This is a genomic window from Rhodococcus sp. NJ-530, from assembly GCF_003860625.1.
Taxonomy (GTDB): domain Bacteria; phylum Actinomycetota; class Actinomycetes; order Mycobacteriales; family Mycobacteriaceae; genus Rhodococcus_F; species Rhodococcus_F qingshengii.
The window spans coordinates 1,309,724-1,330,022 of record NZ_CP034152.1 but is presented as its reverse complement, the minus strand read 5'-3'; the positions used below and the strand labels follow the sequence as shown (position 1 = coordinate 1,330,022).

Here is a 20,299-nt window from a genome sequence, read left to right as displayed (position 1 = left end):
AAGTCAGAGGCCGAACACACGTTTGGCAAAGTCGAGATGCTCGTCGGCCCAGCCGATGACGCCGAGCGTGGAATCGAGATTCTGCGGCGGAGTGCGCACCAAGGTGTCGCGTCGGACGAGTCGGTCGAAATCGATCTGAGCGCGGTCGAACTGGACCCCTGCCGTGACCATGATGTTCGCCAGTTCTTGCGCCATCACCCCGTACGCGACTGTCGTGGGATGAACGCCGTCGAGCGAGAAGAGGCCGCCCGAAGCGCGGCCGCCGCGACCGTCGGCGGAGAGGAACAGCGAGTCCGGCACGGGTTGCAAGTCGGTCAGCGCCTTGGGAAGGGGTACGGCGTCCACCATGACGGCCGCGCATTGACGTCGGTGACGTAGCGCCGTGAGGCCACGCGCTCGAGCAACCCGGCAATATCGCAGAGGTACCAGTCCTTCCCCACCCGACGGGCATTCGCGACGGCTTGCTCGATTCCGTCGTTGTACACGTCGATTGCGGTATCGACGGCCCACGCCTGCGCGCCGGTGATGTGTTGATCGCGCTGTGGGTCGAAGTCTGTGTCGCGCACCCACGGTCGCGCGTAGTACGGGAAATAGCGGGATCCGATTTCGATCTTGCCGCCGAGCCCGTGGGCGATCGGTGCGATGGTCACGTGTGGGACGGTGCAGAGGATGACGTGCTGGGCGTTGATCTTGCGGATCGCGGCGAGCACCTCGGCATACTCCGACGCGAAGTGCTCAGGCCGCCACACCGTGTAGTCGCGCTTGCCGCCCGGATCACGGAAGTTGTTGCCGCTCCACTCGACTCGAAGTTCGGTGACGGTGCGGAGCGCGTTGTTGGCACCGAGGAAGACGATCAGAGTTTCGATGCCTTCCTTGCCCAACTCCGCTGCTGCGTCGAACGCGGTCATACGCTTCTCGGCGTCGGAGCCTCGCGGCAGAACTCGCAGTGCGGCGCGCTCGCCGTTGTTCTCGACGATCTGGCTGATCAAATCGTCGTGCGGTTGGTGAAGAGCATCCTCGCAGCCCTGCGCCGTCTTGGTCAGAGCGTCACGAAGATCCCACCCGTACACCGAGAGGTTGTGGTTGATTGTCGAGAATGTCGGCGCTTCGCTGCCCGGTCCGCGTTCCCAATAGTCCTCTACCTGATCCATGAACGCGCGCGCAGCAAAGAGTGCGAGCGGCACCTCCCAGAGGTCGAGCCGTGGGCCGAAGCGCTCCTCGAGGGTGCGGAGCAACAGTTCGATGTTGAGCGGAAGCCCGCCCGGGCCGCCGTAACGGGGAAAGCGGAACTGGTCGAGCCGGCCCAGCTGGTAAGCAATGATCGCCGGATACGACAGATCGGTATTGAAGATCGCCCCGCTCTGGAATCCCTGAGACAGCGAATCGCCGATGACCACCAACCGGTGGGGAGCATCTCCCCTGGCGGAACTACCGGAATCCCCACTGTGGGATCGAACTGCGGAACCCTTGGTCCGCCGGCGGCCGCGGCCACGACGTCGTCGGGAGTATCGGATGGAAGTTCCATGCCCACTCACCTCCGGAAAAGTCCAGCTGGTCAGCTTATCAGTGGTGGCTTACGCCGATCGGCATTGTCCTGCTCCGATTGCTTCTCGATCGACCTGACAACCTCGTCGGCCCACTGTTGATTTCGCCCGTCGAATTCCGCGCGGTCCCGACGCGCGATACCCCGCCCCACCAGGATGGCAATCGGAATGGAACACACGACCCATACGAGTAGTACGCCTCCGACAATCCACCACATAACCAGTAATTGTGCCCGATTCGACGACTGTTGTGCTCCAGGTCGAAACATCTGTCCGAATCGTGGCGGTCAATCCAGGTGAGCGCGCAGGTCAGAAACGATCTGCGTCGACGGTTTCACGGGCTTTGCGAACCTGATTCCAACCACGAGCGGCGATGCCGAAGGCAACAAGCGACATCAGATCCGAGACCGTCAGACCGTGTTCTCTGTTCAACGACCACAAGACCTGACCTTCCAGCGGTCCATTGAAGAACAGCCACGCCACCCCTGCACAGACGGTCGCAACAACACTGGCTTTGGACGGCTTCATCAAACACACGGTGCTGGTCACGAACAACAAGTTCATAAAAACCAGACCGTAGAAAATTCCGATCATGCGACTCCCCCCGAAGTTCGTTCGTTCAGCCGCGGTTGAAGTTCAGGTACGCCTTCGACGGTGTCGGGCCGCGCTGGCCCTGGTATTTGGATCCGGCCTCGGAGCTTCCGTAGGGGAACTCTGCAGCGCTCGAGAGCTTGAGCAGGCAGAGCTGTCCGATCTTCATTCCCGGCCAGAGCGTGATCGGCAGGTTTGCGACATTGGACAGCTCCAGTGTGATGTGGCCGCTGAAACCCGGGTCGATGAAGCCGGCGGTGGAGTGCGTCAAAAGGCCCAGGCGCCCGAGGCTCGACTTACCTTCGAGGCGGCCGGCGAGGTCGTTCGGCAGTGAGCACACTTCGAGAGTCGAACCGAGAACGAACTCGCCGGGATGAAGCACAAACGGCTCGCCCTCTGCCGGTTCGACCAGGCTGGTCAGCTCGTCCTGGCGCAGTGCCGGGTCGATGTGCGTGTACCGCGTGTTGTTGAAAACCCGAAACAGACCGTCCAGGCGCACGTCGACGCTCGACGGTTGCACCATGGAGTCGTCGAAAGGGTCGATACCCAGACGTCCAACGGAGATTTCGGCACGGATGTCACGATCGGAGAGCAGCACAGGTAGAGGCTACCGGTTCTGCGGGCAGTGCCGGCCCATCGCCGGGGCGATCACACTGTGGTTACCGAACACGATGCGCGGGTTCTGGACTCCCACGGGAGAACCCAGCCTCACCTATCTCAAGTTCTCCATCCCGAAAGGTGTTCCTGCGCACAAATTTTGGGCAAATCATTTACCGAAGGCGCCGACTTCGACACGCCTGTGTTGATCAATGGCGGCCGGGGACACCGCCGCTTGAAAGCTCGTCTGATAATGTTCGGAAAGCACGTTGATCGGCGGTGAAAACACGTCCGGTCGGCTGCGACGCCGATGTAGTTCAATGGTAGAACATCAGCTTCCCAAGCTGAATACGCGGGTTCGATTCCCGTCATCGGCTCCACAGATTCTCCGCAGTTCAGAGCCCTTTTGGGGCAGTCGAACTTCGCTTGTTTGGGTCCCAATCCTGTGACAGGTACACGGCAGGTACACAACCCCCTCCATTCAGTGATCAGTCAATGTGAATCCAACGAAAATGGGGGTGCTAGAGGACCGCGTCTCGGAACTCTGCAGTTCATCGATGCAGTCCGACTGGTCGTCCCCCGGCCTGAATCGGTGTCCATTGCGCGCACTGTCAGGAGAGTGCTGTCGACCTCGAAGCCGATGGTCGCCGGTACCTCGGTTCGTTTGCCTTCCATCAGTGATTCGAGTGCGACTACCAACAAATGGGTTTGGAAACTGTCTCCGCTCGGACTCCGCGCAGCTTGTCAGTTGAATATTGCAAAAACGATCTGCCGTAGCGCACCCATACGCCGAGGACCACAACTCACGCACGAATGCAGGTCTTCTCACAATCACAACTGTGAAAGGACCCAAGTGCGTCAAAAATCACCTTCGAAAAGCATCAAGTACGTATTCTTCCTAAGTATCGGACAGCCCTAACCGTAAGTCCCAATGCACGACCATCGCTCTGCACGGATCCGGAGAGCCGGATAAAGCTCGAAGAAATACCCCAGTTTCGAGGACTGTCACATTAGCGTCGTGCTACCTTCCCGACGATCTTTAGAAACCGGCAGATTGGCCCCAATTCGATAGAAGGCCGTAAGTGTCCAGAGTCGAAACCTCATTCCCCGCAAGCATCGCAGCGTCTTCCCTGGTTATGACGTTCGAACTACGGCTTCTCACGCAACTGCCAAACCGGGCAACTTTGGCGCAGGTGCTTCTGGTGGATCTTGGTTGGTGGACTACAACTCCTCGAATGGCCTCGGATATATCAGGACAGTCACCTCATTCGGTCCAGGCTCGCCGCTTACATTGCAGGTCTCAATTTCGATAGCAGGACATCTGCCCTGTATGCAGTAGCGAATACTGCCGGGCCCCAGACGGAGAGAGGAGGTGAATTCAAATGGATAACGTCCTCTTTGCTATCGTCAACATGATCGTGGCGATGGCGAACGGTTCCACGATCCCCTTCTCATTAGAAGGCGCAGGGCCACTAACCGCTCCCGACTTGTAGAGAAGATCGGCCGACCGCATGTGGATGACATTTTCAGCTCTGCCTGAAACCTGCATATCAGAAGATGCGTGGATCGTGCGATGGTCACAAACATAAGCTCCCCTACCTGGCCAGGAAGGGAGCTTATGTTTGACAGGTCTCAAATAGTCGGTCGAGGCCGCCCCGAATAGGATCAGCAACCGAATGTCACAGCGCCGACTGGTTTGATCACGCGAGTGTGCACCGTGAGCAGAATTCACACAGAGGTCGATTAATGTGCATCTGCTGAATCAGCCTTCTCAGCTCCGTTTGATCGAATACGTCTGCTGGCTCGAGTGCCCTTGCCACGGTGAGGCAAGCTACCAATCTCGGACGCGGGCGGGCGCTGTCTCTTGATGTTGATGTTGACCACGATGGACCTGTACCTAGTTGGCACTGACCAATTTAGGTCGTCGAACAGGTAGCCGGTGGAAGCGCTTCGGTCTTCGGCCTGATCACGAGCGGCCGCTATGTGGTGAGAATCGGTCGGTCTCCTCTTGAAATGTAGTCGGCGAATCGTTCAATTCCTGCTTGTGAGAAGCTTCCTCGACCTGCGCGTCTAAGTGCGGCTTCGACGAATGGGAGCGGTTTCCTGCGGTACGTGCGGTAGATGCTGTCTAGTACTGGTTGCAGTGCCCGGCGTGCGAGGTCTGCTGTTTCCGGGTCTGAACCCCCGAATTTCACTGTCACATTCGGCATAGATACCCCTGCTGGTCGAGTGTCCGATTCCCTGGCCGGAAGCGTACGTATCGGGATTGCAAATCAGTACAGAAACACCAAAACGGGGCGCTAAGTCCCTACTTGCGGTGGATACGACTCCGTCTTTGGGTTGACGAAAAGGGGCCCGACCGCGGCGTGCGGTCCGGCTTCTGTTCTACGACTGCGGGTTACGACCGGAAGCCGAGGCTTCTGGTTTCTCCGGCTTCACGTTGGGTGGCGAACTGCCGATGCTTACTGGCGTTTGCGTCAACGCATAGCGAACTCCCATCTACAACGTCCATGCAGAATGTCCCCCGCTACATAGTTGCCGCCTTCGACGAGGTGGCCGAATTCATTGAGGCGATATCTACCGGCCACCCGAAGGTGCCCCGCCCCGTGGTCGACCAACTACAACGGGCGGTTCCACTGATCCGCAGAAGTTCAATGCCTGTGGTGCAACGCCCCGCGGGTTGTCGCCCCTGCGACCACTGGCGGAACTGTCCACCGCTGTTGCCTCGGTGAATGTCCCGATGGGTAGCGCTCGGAGACCCAAGTCATCGGTGCCAGATTCCGCGATCTCATTGCCAACATGCCCCACGACGTTCTATGGTTCATTACATGAGTAATGAACCAGTGAACATCGGGCATCGATCATCGTGATCGACGACGGACGACCACTGTTCCAGCAGATCGCCGAGCAGATCGAAGGCTCGATCATCGACGGCTCCCTGCCGGAAGACGGGCAGGTGCCCTCAACCAACGAACTGGCGGCGTTCCACCGAATCAATCCGGCGACGGCAGCCAAGGGCCTCAATCAGCTCGTAGGCGAGGGGATCCTCTACAAGAAACGGGGAATCGGAATGTTCGTCACGGTCGGTGCCCGCGACGCACTCAGGTTCAGACGCCGAGAAGCGTTCGCGCGCCAGTACATCGAGCCGCTGGTCGCGGAGGCCGACCGGCTCCAGATTTCCCTCGGCGAACTCAAATCCATGCTGGACGACAGGAAGGCGGACCGATGAACGCAAGCACGACAACGACCGAGCCCCGAGTCAGGCGTTTCGACGAAACTGAACTTGTCGCCTCGATGCGCTCCGTGGACAGAAAGTACGGGGATGTCGACGCGCTCGCGGACGTCTCGTTCGAGATCAGCCGCAACAAGATCTACGGTCTGCTCGGCCGTAACGGCGCAGGCAAGACGACGATCATGCAGATACTGACCGGGCAGGACCTGCACACCCGCGGCGACGTCGAGGTATTCGGCGCTGCCCCTTTCGAAAATGCCGACGTCCTGGCAAACGTGTGCTTCGTCAAGGAAAGCCAGACGTACCCCGAAGACCTCAAGGTCAAGCACGTACTCGTCGCCGCCGGCCATCTACTCCCGAATTGGGACCACGCGTTCGCCGAGACACTGCTCGACGACTTCCAACTTCCCCTCTGTCGCAAGGTGAAGAAGCTTTCACGCGGCATGCGGTCGGCATTGGGGGTGATCATCGGACTCGCCTCCCGCGCGCCCCTGACGCTTTTCGACGAGCCGTATCTCGGTCTCGATGCCGTTGCACGCCAACTGTTCTACGATCGCCTGCTTGCGGACTACGCCGAACATCCTCGCACTGTGGTGCTTTCGACTCACCTGATCGACGAGGTAGCCAATCTACTCGAGCACGTGATTGTCGTCGACGGCGGCCGGATTGTCGTCGACGCAGACGCGGATGCACTGCGTAGCCGCGCCGTGGTGGTATCCGGTCCCATTGATGCGGTGGATGCCGTTGCTGCGTCCGGCAGGGTCCTGCGCCGGGAGACACTGGGCGCCCACAGCCGAATCATGTTGCAGGCCGATGTGACAGAGACCGAGCGAAACCGACTGCGGGAGGCTGGAGTCCAAGTGGAACCGGCATCTTTGCAGGAACTTGTCATCGCGACTTCGACGCAGCGCAAGGAGATCACCGTATGAGTGTCGCAACGACAGAGCCACGGACGGTCCCGAAGACGCCCGCTCGGTCCAGGATCGGTGCCGTCCTACAACTGCACACGGTCGCGTGGCCGTTGCTGATCGCCTGGCCGGTGGGCATCCTGTTGATCTCGTTCCTGATCAGCTTCACTATCTACGCGATCGTCGGGAACGAGGAGGGTGGGGGATTCACCGGCAGTGTGTTCTCGGTCTACGGTTTCGTGCTGGCGTTCTACCTCCAGTCGATGACGCAGACGTTCCCATTCGCGCTCGGACTGAGCGTGACTCGCCGCGAGTTCTTCACTGCCACCACGGTTATGGCGCTGGCACAGTCCGCAGTCTTCGCAATCGCGCTGCAACTGCTGTCCGTGCTGGAGTCCGCCACCAACGGCTGGGGTGTGCACATGCGCATGTTCGGCATCGCACGCTATTTCACCGACAACACCGCCGTACAGTTGCTCGCACTGTTCGCGACGCTGCTGCTGACCAGTTCGATCGCAATGCTGGCAGGTGCTATCTACCAGCGGTGGAGGATCACCGGTCTACTCGCCTCCCTCACCGGGCTTTTCGGCTTGCTCGGCTTGTCAGCGATCGCGATCACCTGGGCTGGGTGGTGGCCGGCGATCGGTTCGTGGTTTGTCGATACTCCCCGAGTGGTACCGATGGCACTACTCCCTCTGGCCCTTGCCATCGCGTGCATCGCCGGAGCCTGGGCGACGTTGCGTCGAGCAACGCCGTGACCGCGCAATCATGTGCGACGCCACATGTCGCGTCGTCTCGAAGTGCTCGTCGGATCAAACCCGTCTAGACAGCTCGTCCCCCTCCCTGAGTCAGGAAAGGGGGACGAACGTCGCAACAGGGTGCTATCTCGTCCCCGATTTGGTCCGCTCTACTGCCGAGCCACCCGCTCGACAAAACTCGAAGCCCGCAGCACCAGTTCATCTTTCCGGTTCTGGCGCGCAGCGGCGGCATCGTAGCCGGCATACGGGAGCGGGGGGTCGTTACGAACATTGGACGAGCACTGGAAGTCTCGGCAGATCAGTGTTCCGACCGTGCTGCCACGTCGACCGGCGGGCCCGGCCAACTTGGCGCCGTAGAAGACGACCTCGTTGGGGAGTCGCGTGTCGCGGCACCAGGAGCACTGGGCGCGCGATCGCGGAGTGGCCTCGGCTTGAACGAGCAAGACTCCGATGGTCTCCCCGTCGAGTGTCGGGACGATCGCGTAGGCGCGTCGGCCCATTTTCGGATCTCGCCAGCCCAGGTAGTCGAGAGCGTCGAAGTCGATGGTGCCGAAGCCGTCCGGCAGGGTGAGATCGGACTTCTCCTTACGACTCGCGTTGACGAGGCTGGAACGAATAGATGTATCGGTCAAAATGATCATGGGTGTATACCAATCGTGGCTCGGTGAAGGTGGGTACAGCTCATGGCCCGATCAGCACCAAGTGCTGTCGGGTCCGAAATGCGCTATCTGTCGCCGGCGAAGACGACGCCGACAACCCCCTCACGCCCATGGGGCGTCACCGTGTACGTATCCACACCGCGATGGTAGCTACAGGCCTGCGTTACAGGCCACTCGATTTATCAGTCACGCCATACCGCCGTGAACTCGTACCAAGGTCCGCCGAGGTGAGTTGCGGAGAAATCATCGAACCCCGATGGTGGGCCGCTGGGCGAGCACACCCACCCACTCGAGGTGATGAACATGCTGTCGTTGTCGATGAAGTAGACCTCATCCGGCCGCACGACATGGGCACTACTGATATCGAACTGGCCGATCTCGAGCTCTTCCACGGTCGATTCAGGCTGCTCCAAAAGACCAATCGCGATGGTCTCGAACTCTCCGCTCTTGTCGAGGAAAGTTGCCGGCGGCATCAACAACACCAGAGCTACTGCAGCGATGACGGCGATCGGGGAGGACAGAATCCACCACGACCACCGCCGGTCCTGGCCAAGGGCATAGAGGGTGCGGATCGCCCACACCAGACCGACCACGATCAAGATGAGCAGAGCCGCGGCGCTGACGAGGAAGGGATCCAACCATCTGTACTCCCCGAACGGCGAAGGCCACCAACCGTAATGCCGGCAGACCAACGCAATGAGCGGAACAACGGTGAATGCCAAAAGAATCGGCCCCGGTGGCTTGGACGACTCCGGAGGGTCAGCTACCAACCATTCACCCAGCGACTTCGGCCTTCTCATCACCCCACCGTATCTGCAGGTCATGGCAAAACTCAGCTACACGGCGAATACCTTTGCAGTACACGCACTCTCGTTCCACTCACAACAACCAACGCAGCGATCGGCACTCTCGCCGCAACCGACACAGATGGACAAACCTCACAATTCGCAGATTCAACGTGCCGATCATGCGACAATCGGACGGTGAACGAGACCGCGAGTGGAGTTTCGCACCCGCACCGACCGCGACTGCTGAGCGTCGGCGTCCTACTCTCCGCCGCCCTCCTGTGGTCCACTCCCCTCGCCGCTGCCGCGCCCACCGAACCTGGGCCGGCCAGTTGCATATCATTCGGAACCGCCCAACTGCCACCAGGTGCGCCCTCCGGTGGAGGTCGAGTCGGGTTGGCAAACCTACCGACATTCACCGGTTCAACCGCCCCCAGCTCGGTCCAGATCCGCACGCCAACTACGCAATTCAATCGTTTCTGGGACTTCGCGCTAGTCGACCACGACTTACTCGCTCGGCCGCGAGAGACAGGCGCATCAACGGCTCAACCGTGGCGTTTCGTGCCGATGCCCGAGTGCCTGCGTGGACGACTGGTCGGGATATCACTGGACGACGACGAACTCGTCGCGGTCGACGACAACGGCTGGATCTACACGATGGACAACGCATCCCAGGATCCGCTGGTGTGGAATTGGACCTCGGCATGGGGCGCACCGCTGTGGAGCGGTCCCGGCCGACAACTCCCCGGAGACCACCCGAACGGGTGGGCACTGAGCGTCTCGTCGCCTTGGGACAACCAAACTTTCACCGACGTCGCAGGACGGATTCACTTCGTCGGACTCGCCAAGATGACGATGATCCCCACGTTGACCGGGGACGGCAGCCGGATAACCTACGCGGACCCGTGGCTGCCCAACGACGACAGCTACGAGATCGGCGGCCCGCTCGGCGGGCGATTCCAGGCGGACTCGCTGTCGGCGGCCGGATCAACCACTTTCGTGATGAACAAGTACGGCGACATATACACCCGCACATTTGATTTCGATTCTTCGGGATCGGACTCGATCTTCTTCCGCTACAGCTGGGAAGACCAGTCGGACAAGCCGTCGGCACCCAACCTCGTGGCCGAAACACTCGACCGCAGCACCGCCGCGATCCGACTTCCGGCCCCAGACTGGGTGCACCAGCCCAAAATTCCCGGTGAAGTCACATCCGCGATCAGTGTGCACTCACTCGGTCCCGGCCCGAACCGGCGGGAGTTGCGCGTCGAGGGTCTCCGCGGCGCCGAATCCGGCTTCTGGCACAAGGATCTCGTCGGGGATGCCTGGGAGTTCACGCCGACCGGCGCGTCCCTCCTCGGCACACTGATCGAAAACGCGCCGACAGACCGGTCGACGGATACCCTGTCCCCCGCTGCCCCCTGGCACTTGTCCACGACCCTGCCCGCCCGCGACGGTGCCATCGACGGTCAGACTCTGATCGACATCGGGTTTCCGTACTCTGTGGTGGATCCGCGCATGCTCGACGCGATCGGCCAGCACGCACAACCGTCCGGATACCGACTGGGCGTGGACCATTTCGACCCGGTCGCCACCACACGGACCGCGACCGTGACTGCACCGGATGGCACCGTTCTTCCGGTCGTCCTGCACACCGCCGACGGACTACGGATGACTCCCCGCGCATCCGGCCTCGATGCCGATCCGCGCCACCTCGTCGGGGCAATCGAGATCCCGTCGGACGCGTACGCGGATCGGGCATCGAACCCCGCTCTGGACGCGTTCGTGCAGGACTGGATGCGCGGAAACCCCATTGCCGCGATCACGCTCAGCGCCACCGACCACGACTTGGTGATCCGCTAGCCGAAACCAGCGCCGTCCACCGTGTCGCCTCGATTAGGCTCAGCAGATGGTCGACACCACACCCGACGTGCCGATATCACCCGTCGACGCTGCGAGCTTCCAGCTCGGTGTGCACGTCCAGCCCTACCTGGTCACTATTGCCGGACTGCTCGCTCCTGGTGGCTTCGTCGATCGAGACGGTCAACCTGATCTAGTGCGACTTCACCGCACTCTCGCCGCTCACATCGCGCAGGAGCCGTTACTGCGGCAGCGACCGATCATGCGGAACGGGTCATGGTGGTGGACGGAAAACGACATCGACTTCGACCTCCATCTCTCGCTTGACGAACGCGGGCCTACAGAACCCGACTTCGAATCCGTCTGTGGTCGACTCGTGATGCAACCCCTCGACACCACCCGACCGTTGTGGCACATCGCCTTCGTTCCTGCAGCTCGACCGGGTCTGTGCGGCATTGTCATCCGAGTGCATCACGCGGTTCTCGACGGCGCCAGAGCCAGCGACCTTTTCGAGCGCTTGTTCGCCTCACCTGATTCGAAAAGTACCGACCCGGGCGCTCCCGTGCCGAACATCCCTCCGAAGGCCGCCGGTTCCCTCGACCTCCTCCGATTTCGAATCGGTACTTTCCTGCACCGGCCAATTCGATCACGGGTGTTGCTGGGCGCCATTGGTCCCACGAGATCGATCTCGTCCGTCAACGTCCGCACCTCTCTGATCGAGCATGCCGCGCAGCAAGCGGGAGGCACTTTGAACGATGCCTATCTCGTTGCGGTGGGCGGCGGACTGCGATTCATCCTCCAAGAATGCGGCGAGCCCATCCCCAAGTCGATTGCGGTATCGGTACCCGTCGCAGTCACAGCGATCGGTAGCGCACGCAATGCCGTCGGGTTCATGATCATCGACCTTCCACTTCGTGAAACCGACCCACAACGCACAGTCGCGATCGTCGCGAAGCAAACCGCTGCGGCCAAACCTTCCGCACGCGCTGCGGGAACAACCTTTCGGTCACCGCGTATCGCCGGCATTTTCGACAAGCTCGCAAAGCGGCAGCACATGATCGGTGCAGTCGTGTCCAACGTCCATGGACCGCGCGGCCCGCTCACGCTCGACGGGGCAGCGCTAGTCGAACTCTGGCCCCTGGGCCCGTTGGCGGGCAATGTCCGCGTCGGCTTCACCGCAGCGTCCTACAACGACACATTCTGGATCGGAATCCAGGCCGATGCCGAGCATCTCCCACCTGCAAGCAAGATCGCCCGAGCCGTCGAACGGACTCTCGACGAAATAGCCGGCACTGCACACTGACTGGATCTACTGCCACTATCCGATGCACCTCGCCGCTTGGGCAACGGATACTGTCGAGACGTCTCGACAACATCTCCACTGATTCGAGCCTGCAAGCCGGTGTCGTCACGACACGATCGTCACGAGGAAGGCGAAAGATGTTCACACCTGCAGAATTCGGCAAGGTCTCGGTACTGGTTCCTGAGAACGGTGGTGCCGTCCCCTACGGGAACACCGTGGTAGTGCACGGATCTGAAAGCACGCTCGTCATCGACCCTTCGCTCTCCCTCGACCGCGACCCCGTCGGCGCAGACCTCGTATTCGTCAGCCACGGGCACGAGGACCACATCGCCGGACTACGCCATTTCGACACCCCGGCCTATGCGCACCATCTCGACGCACCCGCAGTCGCATCCCTCGACACGATGCTCACCAATTACGGCCTTCCTCCGAACGAACGAGTCGAGGTCCAGCAGTCGATTGCTACGCAATACGGCATACCCCCGACCCACGAGAACGTGTCGGGGATCGCGGGCGGCCACGTCTTCGACCTCGGCGACCGCACTGCGACAGTCATTCATTTGCCAGGGCACACCCGCGGACACTGCGGGGTCCTCGTTGAACCCGACGGCTTCTTCTACGTCGCCGACATCGACCTCACCTCCTTCGGCCCGATGTACGGCGACCTGGGTAGCAGCGTCAACGACTTCCTCGACTCCATCGACCACGTCGCAACGATCGACGCACGCTGGTACGGAACATTCCATCAGAAGGGCGTGGTCGAGGGCAGCGACGAGTTCCGTCGCCGGTTGTCCGCATACCGCGACAAATTACTGAGCCGCGAAGACCGTCTCATCCAATTCCTCGGCGAACCAAAACTATTGGAAGACATAGTCGCTCATCGACTCGTCTACCGCCCCCACGTATCGGCACCGTACGTCGACGCCGTCGAACGACGGACAGCTCAGCTACACCTCGAACGACTCATCGCATCCGGTGCCGTCACAGTCGACGAAGACAAGGTGTTTCGCCGGACCCTCTGACATCCCTGGCGAACTGATCGCGCCATTTCGGATACTTCCGAAAATCGGACCGAAGTTCACCGAAAAAATCTGGCACTCGAGGTTGCAGAGTGCCAGTTTGGCTGGTTATCATGTTCTCGCACAGTAAGTTCGGTCGCCGTCGAGGTGACGGTGACCTTTCTTAGACGATACGGGAGGTGTGTTGCTGTGCTTCGTTTCGATCCTTTCACCGACATCGACGCGATCACCAAGTCCCTGCTTGCCACCGGAACCGGCAGCAGCCGAAGTCCACGCTTCATGCCGATGGACCTCTACAAGATCGATGACCACTACGTCCTTCACGCCGATCTTCCCGGCGTCGACCCAGGATCAGTGGACGTACAGGTAGACGGCTCGACCCTCACCCTGACCGCGCACCGCAGCGCCATTTCCGAAGAGGGAGTGACGTGGCTGGCCGGTGAGCGTTTCACAGGAACATACAGAAGGCAGCTGTCCATCAGTGAGGACATCGATTCCGAACGGATCGTCGCCTCATACGACAACGGCGTGTTGACCGTGACCTTGCCGATCGCAGAGAAGGCGAAACCGCGGCGGATCGAAATCTCGTCGGGGCCACCGTCCCGCACCGCAAACTCCGAGGTGAAAACCCAAGGACAGATCGAAGCCTGACCTGAACGGCTTGGCACGAAATCGACTGTACGAGAGCCTTTCATCCAGGAGGTCCACTATGCCCGCGCCAATCATGGCCCCCGCCGCAGCTCTGGCTGAACCGGTCGTCTGGAACGAAGACCCGCAGCGGCAAGGCTGGTGGAAGCGCATCCTCGCGGCCACCCCGCCCGAGAACCCCACCAAAGAAGAATTTCAACCCTGACAAAACCAGACCGTGTTCGCCGAATACGGTCACCCACAAATGAATTGATGCCTTCCGTCCGTCCACCGAGGCGGACGGAAGACATTTACAGGCGCTCTACACACGTTCAGCTCGATGAAGCATTCCGGCCGAACCGAAGAGCCATCACCTGCAGCAGGTCAGGAACCGCCCGAAATGGGCGAAGCAGGACGAAACACTCACACAACAAGGACGAAGCTCGCCGCCACCTGCCAACCGTGACTCGTACGGTTGAAATGTAGACGTCAGTGACTGCGCTGACGCTTACCGACCTCGTCGGTCCCCTGAATTGTGTGGCCGTCGAGGTCGTCTCATGTCGATACCCAAACTGAAAGTGGTCAGCCCTCAACCCTCGTCGGAGGAGATGCCGTCGCCAGACCCTCCAGAAGGATTGCCAGACCGCGCTCGAGTTCGTCCTGCCCGTCGTAGTGAGCCATGATCGTAGCCATCGACCGCAGTCTCGGAAACTCGGCAAGCGCAAGCCGATGCAGACCGAGTCGCAAGAGATCGTCCGTCTCCTCGGGATTTTCGACTATTTCCTGAAGCTCGTTGAGAATGTGCCCGTTGAGGAAGCCGAACACTGCTCGGTAGATGTGTAATGCGTCTTCAGGAGTGAAACCGGCCCGTATCAGCAGTTCGAGAATCGCTTCGACGTAGCGCAACGTCCCGGGAGGACGCAATCCGAGCGGGGTGGACAGCGGCCGAGTGACCAGCAAAGGAACCACGTTGGGGTGCGCGAGCGCGAGGCGGCGATACCCGTACGCAACTGCGTGCAGCTGCCCCCTCCAGTCGCGATCGGACGGGTCGACGACCAGTTGTTCGAGCACGGTCTCGACGACCCCGTCCAGCAGGGCCGCCTTGTTGGCCGCGTACCTGTAGAGAGTCATCGGATTTCTGTCGAGCGCTTTGCCCAGTCGGCGCATGGAGAGGCCGTCGGCACCTTCCTCGTCGATGATCGCCAACGCCGTCGAGAGTACGAGCGCCCTGGTGAGGGGCTCCTCGCGGTCCGCGGCGGGAATCAAACCCTTAGTGCGATCTGGCGAGTGTCCGGTCATCCACAAAACATACATCGTATGCCTACGCGTTGACAGAACAGTACGGCTGGTTTACTGTTCGGATACGCCCTATGCATACAACGTATACACACATCGTATACCCGGAATGTCCGGATTTACGTGGGCGCTCATCGATACGTCCCGGCGCCGGAGTCGGCGCGGACGTACGGACTCACTTTCGTCGCATGAGTCCCTTCTTCAAAGGATCGAAGATGAACAGAACATGACAGCACCCACCGCAACACGACGTTCGCGGTTCTTTCAATTCTCGGGTATTGCAACGATTTCCGTTTTCTCCGTCGGCATTCTCGTCTTGCCGGCCGGCACTGCCGGCGCGGAAGCGACTGCTGTCGGACTCGGCACCGCTGAGCCCTTTGCAGTCCTTGCCGGAGCAGGAATCACCAACACCGGACCGACAACCCTCGGCGGCGATATCGGCACGTATCCGACTCCAACCATCACCGGTGTATCGGACCTGACGATTACCGGCACCAATCATGGTGGCGACGCGGTATCGCAGGGAGCGAAACCCGACGTGTTGACTGCCTACAACACTCTTGCCGGTCAGGGACCCACACAACCGACGGGAGCCGATTTGACCGGTCGGACACTGGTTTCGGGTGTCTACAACTCCGGTTCGTCGATCGCACTGTCGGGAACCGTCACCCTCGACGCGCAAGGTGACCCCGATGCAGTCTTCGTCTTCCAAGCGGGATCAACGCTGATCACATCGTCGTCCAGCACCGTTGCACTGATCAACGGAACGCAGGCGTGCAATGTTTTCTGGCAGGTTGGAAGTTCCGCCACCCTCGGCACCAACTCCGTCTTCCGAGGAAACCTCTTGGCGCTGACAGACATTACTGCCACAACCGAGGCAACCGTCGAGGGTCGACTGTTGGCGATCAATGGCGCGGTCACTCTGGATACGAACACCGTTACGATCCCGACCTGTGCGCCTCCTGTCACGACCACGACTCCGACCACTACGACGACTACGGTCCCGCCTGACACCGCGACAACTACCACCACGACTGTGGTCCCGCCGGAGGTGACTACAACCACGACGGTCGTCCCGCCGGAGGTGACTACAACCACGACTGGTACACCGGTGGAAGCGACGACCACCACACCAGGGCCGAACGGCACGACTACAACCACTGTGGACGTACCGCCGATCATCACGACCAGCCGAAACATTCCGTCCATACCCGAGATTCCCGGTCTCCCACCACTGCCGGGAATACCTCCCACCGTTCCCGGGACGGTAACCGTCCCGTCCCGGGTGCCGACGACGTCAGCTTCTCGAACGGGTGCCCCGACCACTCAACCGGTAGGCCCGGAATCCCCGAATGTTCGAGCCCCTCAGGTGCAGCAGGTACCACGAGGGTCGGTCGACACCGGTGACGGAAGCACACAATCCCAACGCGGCGGACAGTCCAGTGGAGGATGGATCGCCCTGCTCGTCGGCTTCTTCAGCGTCGTGGCTATGTCGGCCCTCGTCATCCGTCGGACGAGTCGATAGATGAAAGACGAAAACTCCGTGATGGCTCCGCGAACTCGCCGAGCCATCACGGCTCTCGCCCTTACTGTTTCAGTACTCGTAACGGTGGTCGGATGCGCCGGTGGACAATCCGACAGCGGAAATTCACAACCACACTCGTCGCCTCGACAAGACACCACATCCGCGCCGCGCGCCACTGACTCTGCACTACCCGAAAGGGCGCCGGTAACTGCTGACCACCGCCCCGCGCGACTCGAAATCCCGTCCATCGGCGTCGACACCGACATCATCGATCTCGGACTCGATACCGATGGAGCACTCGAGGTCCCACCGGATGGGAAGGACGCAGGGTGGTACACCGGCGCTCCCGCCCCCGGTGAGGTCGGACCGGCAATCATCGCCGGCCACGTCGACTGGCAAGGCACCGACGGGGTCTTCTTCGATCTGCGGAATCTCGAAACAGGAGCCGACATCATCGTCACCCGCGAAGACGGAAGTCGCGCAGTGTTCACCGCTACCAGTGTCGAACACTTCCCCAAAGAGGACTTTCCCACCGACGTTGTATACGGCGACATCGACCACCCCGGACTCCGGATCATCACGTGCGGTGGATCCTTCGACGAAACCGCACGCAGTTACAACGACAACATCATCGCATTCGCCGACCTGGCCTAACCGCCTGAGACGCCGCAGCACACCACTTCGAAAGTCCGCACGAACCGTTGGAGAGCAATGACCGTATTCCACTTTCCCGTGCTCGAGAAGTTTCGATGACAGACACCGACGACATTCGAGCGAGCGCCGAAGCAGGTGTCGACGCTCCTGCATGGCGGGATCGGAAGCGTTACTGGTGGCCGTTGGGATTGCTGATCCCGCTGAGTCCCTTCCTGTCCTGGCTGCTGGTCGAATATTTGCACCTCGGCCTGTTCTGGGCGACCGGTGCCTGGATCCTGATTCTCGTCATCCCGATCGTCGACGTCGCAGTCGGCGCAGATGGCCGCAGCCCACCCGACAACGTGATCGCGGCATTGCAGGACGACCGCTACTACCGCTGGTGTACCTACCTGTTCGTGCCACTTCAATACGCTGGCCTCGTCTTCGCCGCATGGTGTTGGGCGCACGCCCCGATGGCAACCGGAGAGAAGATCGCACTGGCGATGACCGTCGGCGTCGTTGCGGGCGTCGGTATCAATGCCGCACACGAACTAGGCCACAAGAGCAGCCGCCTCGAGCGGCGGTTGGCGAAAATTGTGCTCGCTCAATCGTTCTACGGGCACTTCTACATCGAGCACAATCACGGTCACCACGTCAACGTTGCGACGCCGCGCGATCCCGCCAGTGCTCGTTTCGGGGAATCGTTCTGGATATTCCTGCCCCGCAGCGTATTCGGAGGTCTGAAATCGGGCTGGCGGATCGAATCAGCACGCCTGCGCCGGCAGGGTTCACCCGCACTGTCGCCTCGAAACAACATCTTGCAGGCATGGTCGCTGAGCGCCGCACTGTTCGGGACGTTGATCACCTTATTCGGGTGGCAGATACTGCCCTGGCTGCTCCTGCAAGCCTTGGCCGGGATCACGTTCCTCGAGGCCGCAAACTACCTCGAACACTACGGATTGCTCCGTGCGCGAAGACAAGACGGCAGCTTTGTCAAAGCCCGGCCCGAAGACAGTTGGAACAGTGATCATCTCTTGTCCAATTTGTTCCTGTACCAATTACAACGACACAGTGACCATCACGCGAATCCGCGTCTGCGCTACCAATCTCTGCGCAGCGCTCCAACCGCTCCGCAACTCCCTGCCGGATACGCGGTGATGATCGTCTGCGCTGCCGTACCACCACTGTGGCGGCGGATGATGGATCACCGTGTCCTCGGCTACTACAACGGCAACGTCGAGCTCATTCACACCAAGGCGACGATATGAATGACAATGCCCGAGACGACGACCACAGCGACGGGCACTACACGGCCACCGGGCCGACCAAACACGCCAGAGCTGCGTACCAGCCGGCGCGCACCCGGCTCAGACGAGCCGCACCGAGCCTGGACGTCGTCGCTGCCGCGGAGTACCTGTTGACCCAGCCCGACGCATACCTCTATCGCCGCCGATACCTCGACCTGATCACTCAAACCCCCGGGCCCGACGGAACATCGATCACCGACTACGCCGCAGCTGAACGCTACCTACTTGTCACCGCTACCGCGCACCGCAGAACTCATAGTGAGGTTCGTCCATTGCCGGCACCCGGCGATTTTCTGTGAAGTGGTCACCGCAGTGTTTGATGCCAGAGAGTGACAACAGCCTGACGAATTCGGGAGCGCAGCATTTGTCATTTGCCATCACAGCTTTGATTCGCGCTCGCCAATGTCATCGAGGATCAAGAACTCGATCTTCGCTCGCTCCCCGTCCGCATCGAAGTCGTTGTCGCGGTCTGAGACACGCGTGATCAGTTCCGTCAGTGCCGCATGGATCGTCGTGTACAGAAATGCACGCGGGTCGGGCACCCCCATCACGTCGTCAGTGTTCATCTGTACCTGCGCCGTAGCGGTACGCCTGCCCAGAAATACACGCGGAAGCCGGATCCCGGTCGGATCGGTCACCACGGAGATGTCGCCACCAACGACAACAAACAGATCGAAGTCGTACTGCATCGCGATGCCCCTCAGCCGGTGTCTGAGCCGAGTCAACTCCTCGATGAAGTCAAGCGGCACCGACGGTCCACCGAATACTGTCCTGAACGTGACCCCGCGAGTCATCGATCTGCCCCCTTTACGAATCATCCATTTCAGGATCGAGGGCCATACCCTCTGTGTCCTTCACGCCAAGTGCTCGGGCATATCGACCGGCATACCGCTCCAGTGCGACTGCTGAATCGGCCTCACCTTCCCATTGATCCGGAATCGCGGTGCCGTCACACGTTGTTCGCGACACTTGCGCCTCGGAGAACTCGACAGCGGTCCGGGTGAAGGAACACCGCACAAAACTCGTGGCCGCCGAGAATCGTGCGCCGCCGAAAGTGCACTCCACGAATGAGGTATCGGCGAACTGCGCACCAGTCAGGTCTGTGTCGTCGAATGCGCATCGTTCGAACACAGTATTGGGCACGGAGCGGAGCCCGCGTGCTTTGGCTCCAGTGAAATCGCAATCGACGACCCTCGGTCCGAGCGCCAGACGAGAGAGCGTCGCACCCCGGAAACTGCACCGTTCGAATCGGCGATTGAAACGGGGCTGTCCGGTCAGTGCCACGAAATCGAAACGGCAGTCGAATAATTCGGATTCGAAGACGGAGATCGGACCCCGAGCGTAACTCAGATCAATCCGTTCCAACGTGAGATACCGGATGTCCAATCCAGCGCTACCCGCTGTCAGGCCACGCACATCGATCAGCCCGTCATCGGTCTCCGCCCATGGGGAGACGAGAGTGTGGGGCGGCTTGACGATCCGCGACTGATCGAGCAGCTGCGCCCGTAAATTATCGACGCCCTCATCTGACCAACGTCGACGTAGGGAGGTGATCGCGGACCGGTTCACGGGCTCAATAGTATCGGCAAGATCCCCAGCGATTGGCCGTGGCTGCCCAAGAAGCGAACCACCACACATCAGTACTTCGGTAGGAA

Annotated in this window: 19 protein-coding genes, 1 tRNA gene and 1 pseudogene; 13 read left to right on the top strand and 8 right to left on the bottom strand. The window is 60.6% G+C overall.

What is annotated here, in order from left to right; translation table 11 throughout:
* Positions 1-3: 3 nt before the first annotated feature.
* The 3 genes and pseudogenes from EHW12_RS06120 to dcd form a co-directional block, all read right to left on the bottom strand.
* Positions 4-1,525: pseudogene (locus tag EHW12_RS06120) on the bottom strand (hypothetical protein).
* A gap of 328 nt (positions 1,526-1,853) precedes the next feature.
* Positions 1,854-2,138: a hypothetical protein gene (locus EHW12_RS06110; RefSeq protein WP_058038931.1), complete on the bottom strand. Its 285-nt coding sequence runs from the start codon at positions 2,136-2,138 to the stop codon at positions 1,854-1,856.
* Positions 2,139-2,163: 25 nt separating this feature from the next.
* Positions 2,164-2,733, bottom strand: coding sequence for a dCTP deaminase (gene dcd, locus EHW12_RS06105; protein WP_003943702.1), 570 nt, complete (start codon positions 2,731-2,733; stop codon positions 2,164-2,166).
* Positions 2,734-3,038: 305 nt separating this feature from the next.
* Between dcd and EHW12_RS06100 the strand changes: the two genes are divergently transcribed.
* The 4 genes from EHW12_RS06100 to EHW12_RS06085 all read left to right on the top strand — a co-directional run bounded on the left by EHW12_RS06100 (position 3,039) and on the right by EHW12_RS06085 (position 7,630).
* Positions 3,039-3,112 (top strand) — tRNA-Gly (locus EHW12_RS06100).
* A 2,486-nt stretch (positions 3,113-5,598) separates the two neighbouring features.
* Entirely contained in the window at positions 5,599-5,961 is a 363-nt protein-coding gene (locus EHW12_RS06095) for a GntR family transcriptional regulator (protein ID WP_007726518.1), read from the top strand.
* Positions 5,958-6,893, top strand: coding sequence for an ABC transporter ATP-binding protein (locus EHW12_RS06090; protein WP_042452339.1), 936 nt, complete (start codon positions 5,958-5,960; stop codon positions 6,891-6,893). Before EHW12_RS06095 ends, EHW12_RS06090 begins: the two co-directional genes overlap by 4 nt.
* Positions 6,890-7,630: an ABC transporter permease gene (locus tag EHW12_RS06085; protein ID WP_125050410.1), complete on the top strand. Its 741-nt coding sequence runs from the start codon at positions 6,890-6,892 to the stop codon at positions 7,628-7,630. Before EHW12_RS06090 ends, EHW12_RS06085 begins: the two co-directional genes overlap by 4 nt.
* 149 nt (positions 7,631-7,779) lie before the next feature.
* On the opposite strand, the gene EHW12_RS06080 is transcribed toward EHW12_RS06085, so the two are convergent.
* Together EHW12_RS06080 and EHW12_RS06075 are read right to left on the bottom strand one after the other, a co-directional pair.
* Positions 7,780-8,271, bottom strand: coding sequence for an FBP domain-containing protein (locus EHW12_RS06080; protein ID WP_007726512.1), 492 nt, complete (start codon positions 8,269-8,271; stop codon positions 7,780-7,782).
* A gap of 200 nt (positions 8,272-8,471) precedes the next feature.
* Complete coding sequence (locus tag EHW12_RS06075) at positions 8,472-9,089, bottom strand: DUF1109 domain-containing protein (RefSeq protein WP_125050409.1); 618 nt, start codon at positions 9,087-9,089, stop codon at positions 8,472-8,474.
* 552 nt (positions 9,090-9,641) lie between these two features.
* Here EHW12_RS06075 and EHW12_RS06070 point away from each other — a divergent pair.
* From EHW12_RS06070 to EHW12_RS34560, 5 genes are all read left to right on the top strand, one after another.
* Positions 9,642-10,937 carry a hypothetical protein gene (locus tag EHW12_RS06070; protein ID WP_206434850.1) on the top strand — a complete coding sequence of 432 codons (1,296 nt, stop codon included), beginning with the start codon at positions 9,642-9,644 and terminating at the stop codon, positions 10,935-10,937.
* 46 nt (positions 10,938-10,983) lie between these two features.
* Entirely contained in the window at positions 10,984-12,237 is a 1,254-nt protein-coding gene (locus EHW12_RS06065; RefSeq protein WP_125050408.1) for a wax ester/triacylglycerol synthase domain-containing protein, read from the top strand.
* A 137-nt stretch (positions 12,238-12,374) separates the two neighbouring features.
* Positions 12,375-13,259 carry an MBL fold metallo-hydrolase gene (locus EHW12_RS06060; RefSeq protein WP_042452347.1) on the top strand — a complete coding sequence of 295 codons (885 nt, stop codon included), beginning with the start codon at positions 12,375-12,377 and terminating at the stop codon, positions 13,257-13,259.
* 186 nt (positions 13,260-13,445) lie between these two features.
* Positions 13,446-13,907, top strand: a complete 462-nt coding sequence (locus tag EHW12_RS06055; RefSeq protein ID WP_007726499.1) for an Hsp20/alpha crystallin family protein — start codon at positions 13,446-13,448, stop codon at positions 13,905-13,907.
* A gap of 58 nt (positions 13,908-13,965) precedes the next feature.
* Positions 13,966-14,109, top strand: coding sequence for a hypothetical protein (locus EHW12_RS34560; protein ID WP_164490551.1), 144 nt, complete (start codon positions 13,966-13,968; stop codon positions 14,107-14,109).
* 356 nt (positions 14,110-14,465) lie between these two features.
* Here EHW12_RS34560 and EHW12_RS06050 read toward each other — a convergent pair whose 3' ends face one another.
* The gene (locus EHW12_RS06050; RefSeq protein ID WP_042452349.1) at positions 14,466-15,182 is read right to left on the bottom strand and encodes a TetR/AcrR family transcriptional regulator C-terminal domain-containing protein; all 717 of its coding nucleotides are present in this window, start codon (positions 15,180-15,182) and stop codon (positions 14,466-14,468) included.
* A 223-nt stretch (positions 15,183-15,405) separates the two neighbouring features.
* Between EHW12_RS06050 and EHW12_RS06045 the strand changes: the two genes are divergently transcribed.
* The 4 genes from EHW12_RS06045 to EHW12_RS06030 all read left to right on the top strand — a co-directional run bounded on the left by EHW12_RS06045 (position 15,406) and on the right by EHW12_RS06030 (position 18,943).
* Positions 15,406-16,704 carry an ice-binding family protein gene (locus EHW12_RS06045; protein WP_125050407.1) on the top strand — a complete coding sequence of 433 codons (1,299 nt, stop codon included), beginning with the start codon at positions 15,406-15,408 and terminating at the stop codon, positions 16,702-16,704.
* Positions 16,705-17,358, top strand: a complete 654-nt coding sequence (locus EHW12_RS06040) for a class F sortase (RefSeq protein ID WP_058038921.1) — start codon at positions 16,705-16,707, stop codon at positions 17,356-17,358.
* A 95-nt stretch (positions 17,359-17,453) separates the two neighbouring features.
* A complete protein-coding gene (locus tag EHW12_RS06035) occupies positions 17,454-18,605 on the top strand; it encodes an alkane 1-monooxygenase (protein ID WP_054826870.1) in 1,152 nt (383 codons plus the stop codon).
* On the top strand, positions 18,602-18,943 hold the full coding sequence (locus tag EHW12_RS06030; RefSeq protein ID WP_003943650.1) for a hypothetical protein: 342 nt from the start codon (positions 18,602-18,604) through the stop codon (positions 18,941-18,943). The genes EHW12_RS06035 and EHW12_RS06030 overlap by 4 nt, the downstream gene beginning before the upstream one ends.
* 78 nt (positions 18,944-19,021) lie before the next feature.
* On the opposite strand, the gene EHW12_RS06025 is transcribed toward EHW12_RS06030, so the two are convergent.
* Together EHW12_RS06025 and EHW12_RS06020 are read right to left on the bottom strand one after the other, a co-directional pair.
* A complete protein-coding gene (locus tag EHW12_RS06025) occupies positions 19,022-19,438 on the bottom strand; it encodes a hypothetical protein (RefSeq protein WP_042452357.1) in 417 nt (138 codons plus the stop codon).
* Positions 19,439-19,451: 13 nt separating this feature from the next.
* Positions 19,452-20,213 carry a pentapeptide repeat-containing protein gene (locus EHW12_RS06020; protein WP_125050406.1) on the bottom strand — a complete coding sequence of 254 codons (762 nt, stop codon included), beginning with the start codon at positions 20,211-20,213 and terminating at the stop codon, positions 19,452-19,454.
* Between the last annotated feature and the right edge of the window lie 86 nt (positions 20,214-20,299).

Bases quoted from the DNA above. Each gene is read 5' to 3' on its own strand.
- EHW12_RS06060 (WP_042452347.1), top strand. From the start codon at position 12,375: ATGTTCACACCTGCAGAATTCGGCAAGGTCTCGGTACTGGTTCCTGAG.
- EHW12_RS06065 (WP_125050408.1), top strand. From the start codon at position 10,984: ATGGTCGACACCACACCCGACGTGCCGATATCACCCGTCGACGCTGCG.
- EHW12_RS06110 (WP_058038931.1), bottom strand. From the start codon at position 2,138: ATGATCGGAATTTTCTACGGTCTGGTTTTTATGAACTTGTTGTTCGTG.
- EHW12_RS06090 (WP_042452339.1), top strand. From the start codon at position 5,958: ATGAACGCAAGCACGACAACGACCGAGCCCCGAGTCAGGCGTTTCGAC.
- EHW12_RS06075 (WP_125050409.1), bottom strand. From the start codon at position 9,089: ATGAGAAGGCCGAAGTCGCTGGGTGAATGGTTGGTAGCTGACCCTCCG.
- EHW12_RS34560 (WP_164490551.1), top strand. From the start codon at position 13,966: ATGCCCGCGCCAATCATGGCCCCCGCCGCAGCTCTGGCTGAACCGGTC.
- EHW12_RS06030 (WP_003943650.1), top strand. From the start codon at position 18,602: ATGAATGACAATGCCCGAGACGACGACCACAGCGACGGGCACTACACG.
- EHW12_RS06050 (WP_042452349.1), bottom strand. From the start codon at position 15,182: ATGACCGGACACTCGCCAGATCGCACTAAGGGTTTGATTCCCGCCGCG.
- EHW12_RS06035 (WP_054826870.1), top strand. From the start codon at position 17,454: ATGACAGACACCGACGACATTCGAGCGAGCGCCGAAGCAGGTGTCGAC.
- EHW12_RS06025 (WP_042452357.1), bottom strand. From the start codon at position 19,438: ATGACTCGCGGGGTCACGTTCAGGACAGTATTCGGTGGACCGTCGGTG.
- EHW12_RS06040 (WP_058038921.1), top strand. From the start codon at position 16,705: ATGAAAGACGAAAACTCCGTGATGGCTCCGCGAACTCGCCGAGCCATC.
- EHW12_RS06080 (WP_007726512.1), bottom strand. From the start codon at position 8,271: ATGATCATTTTGACCGATACATCTATTCGTTCCAGCCTCGTCAACGCG.
- EHW12_RS06045 (WP_125050407.1), top strand. From the start codon at position 15,406: ATGACAGCACCCACCGCAACACGACGTTCGCGGTTCTTTCAATTCTCG.
- EHW12_RS06085 (WP_125050410.1), top strand. From the start codon at position 6,890: ATGAGTGTCGCAACGACAGAGCCACGGACGGTCCCGAAGACGCCCGCT.
- EHW12_RS06070 (WP_206434850.1), top strand. From the start codon at position 9,642: ATGCCCGAGTGCCTGCGTGGACGACTGGTCGGGATATCACTGGACGAC.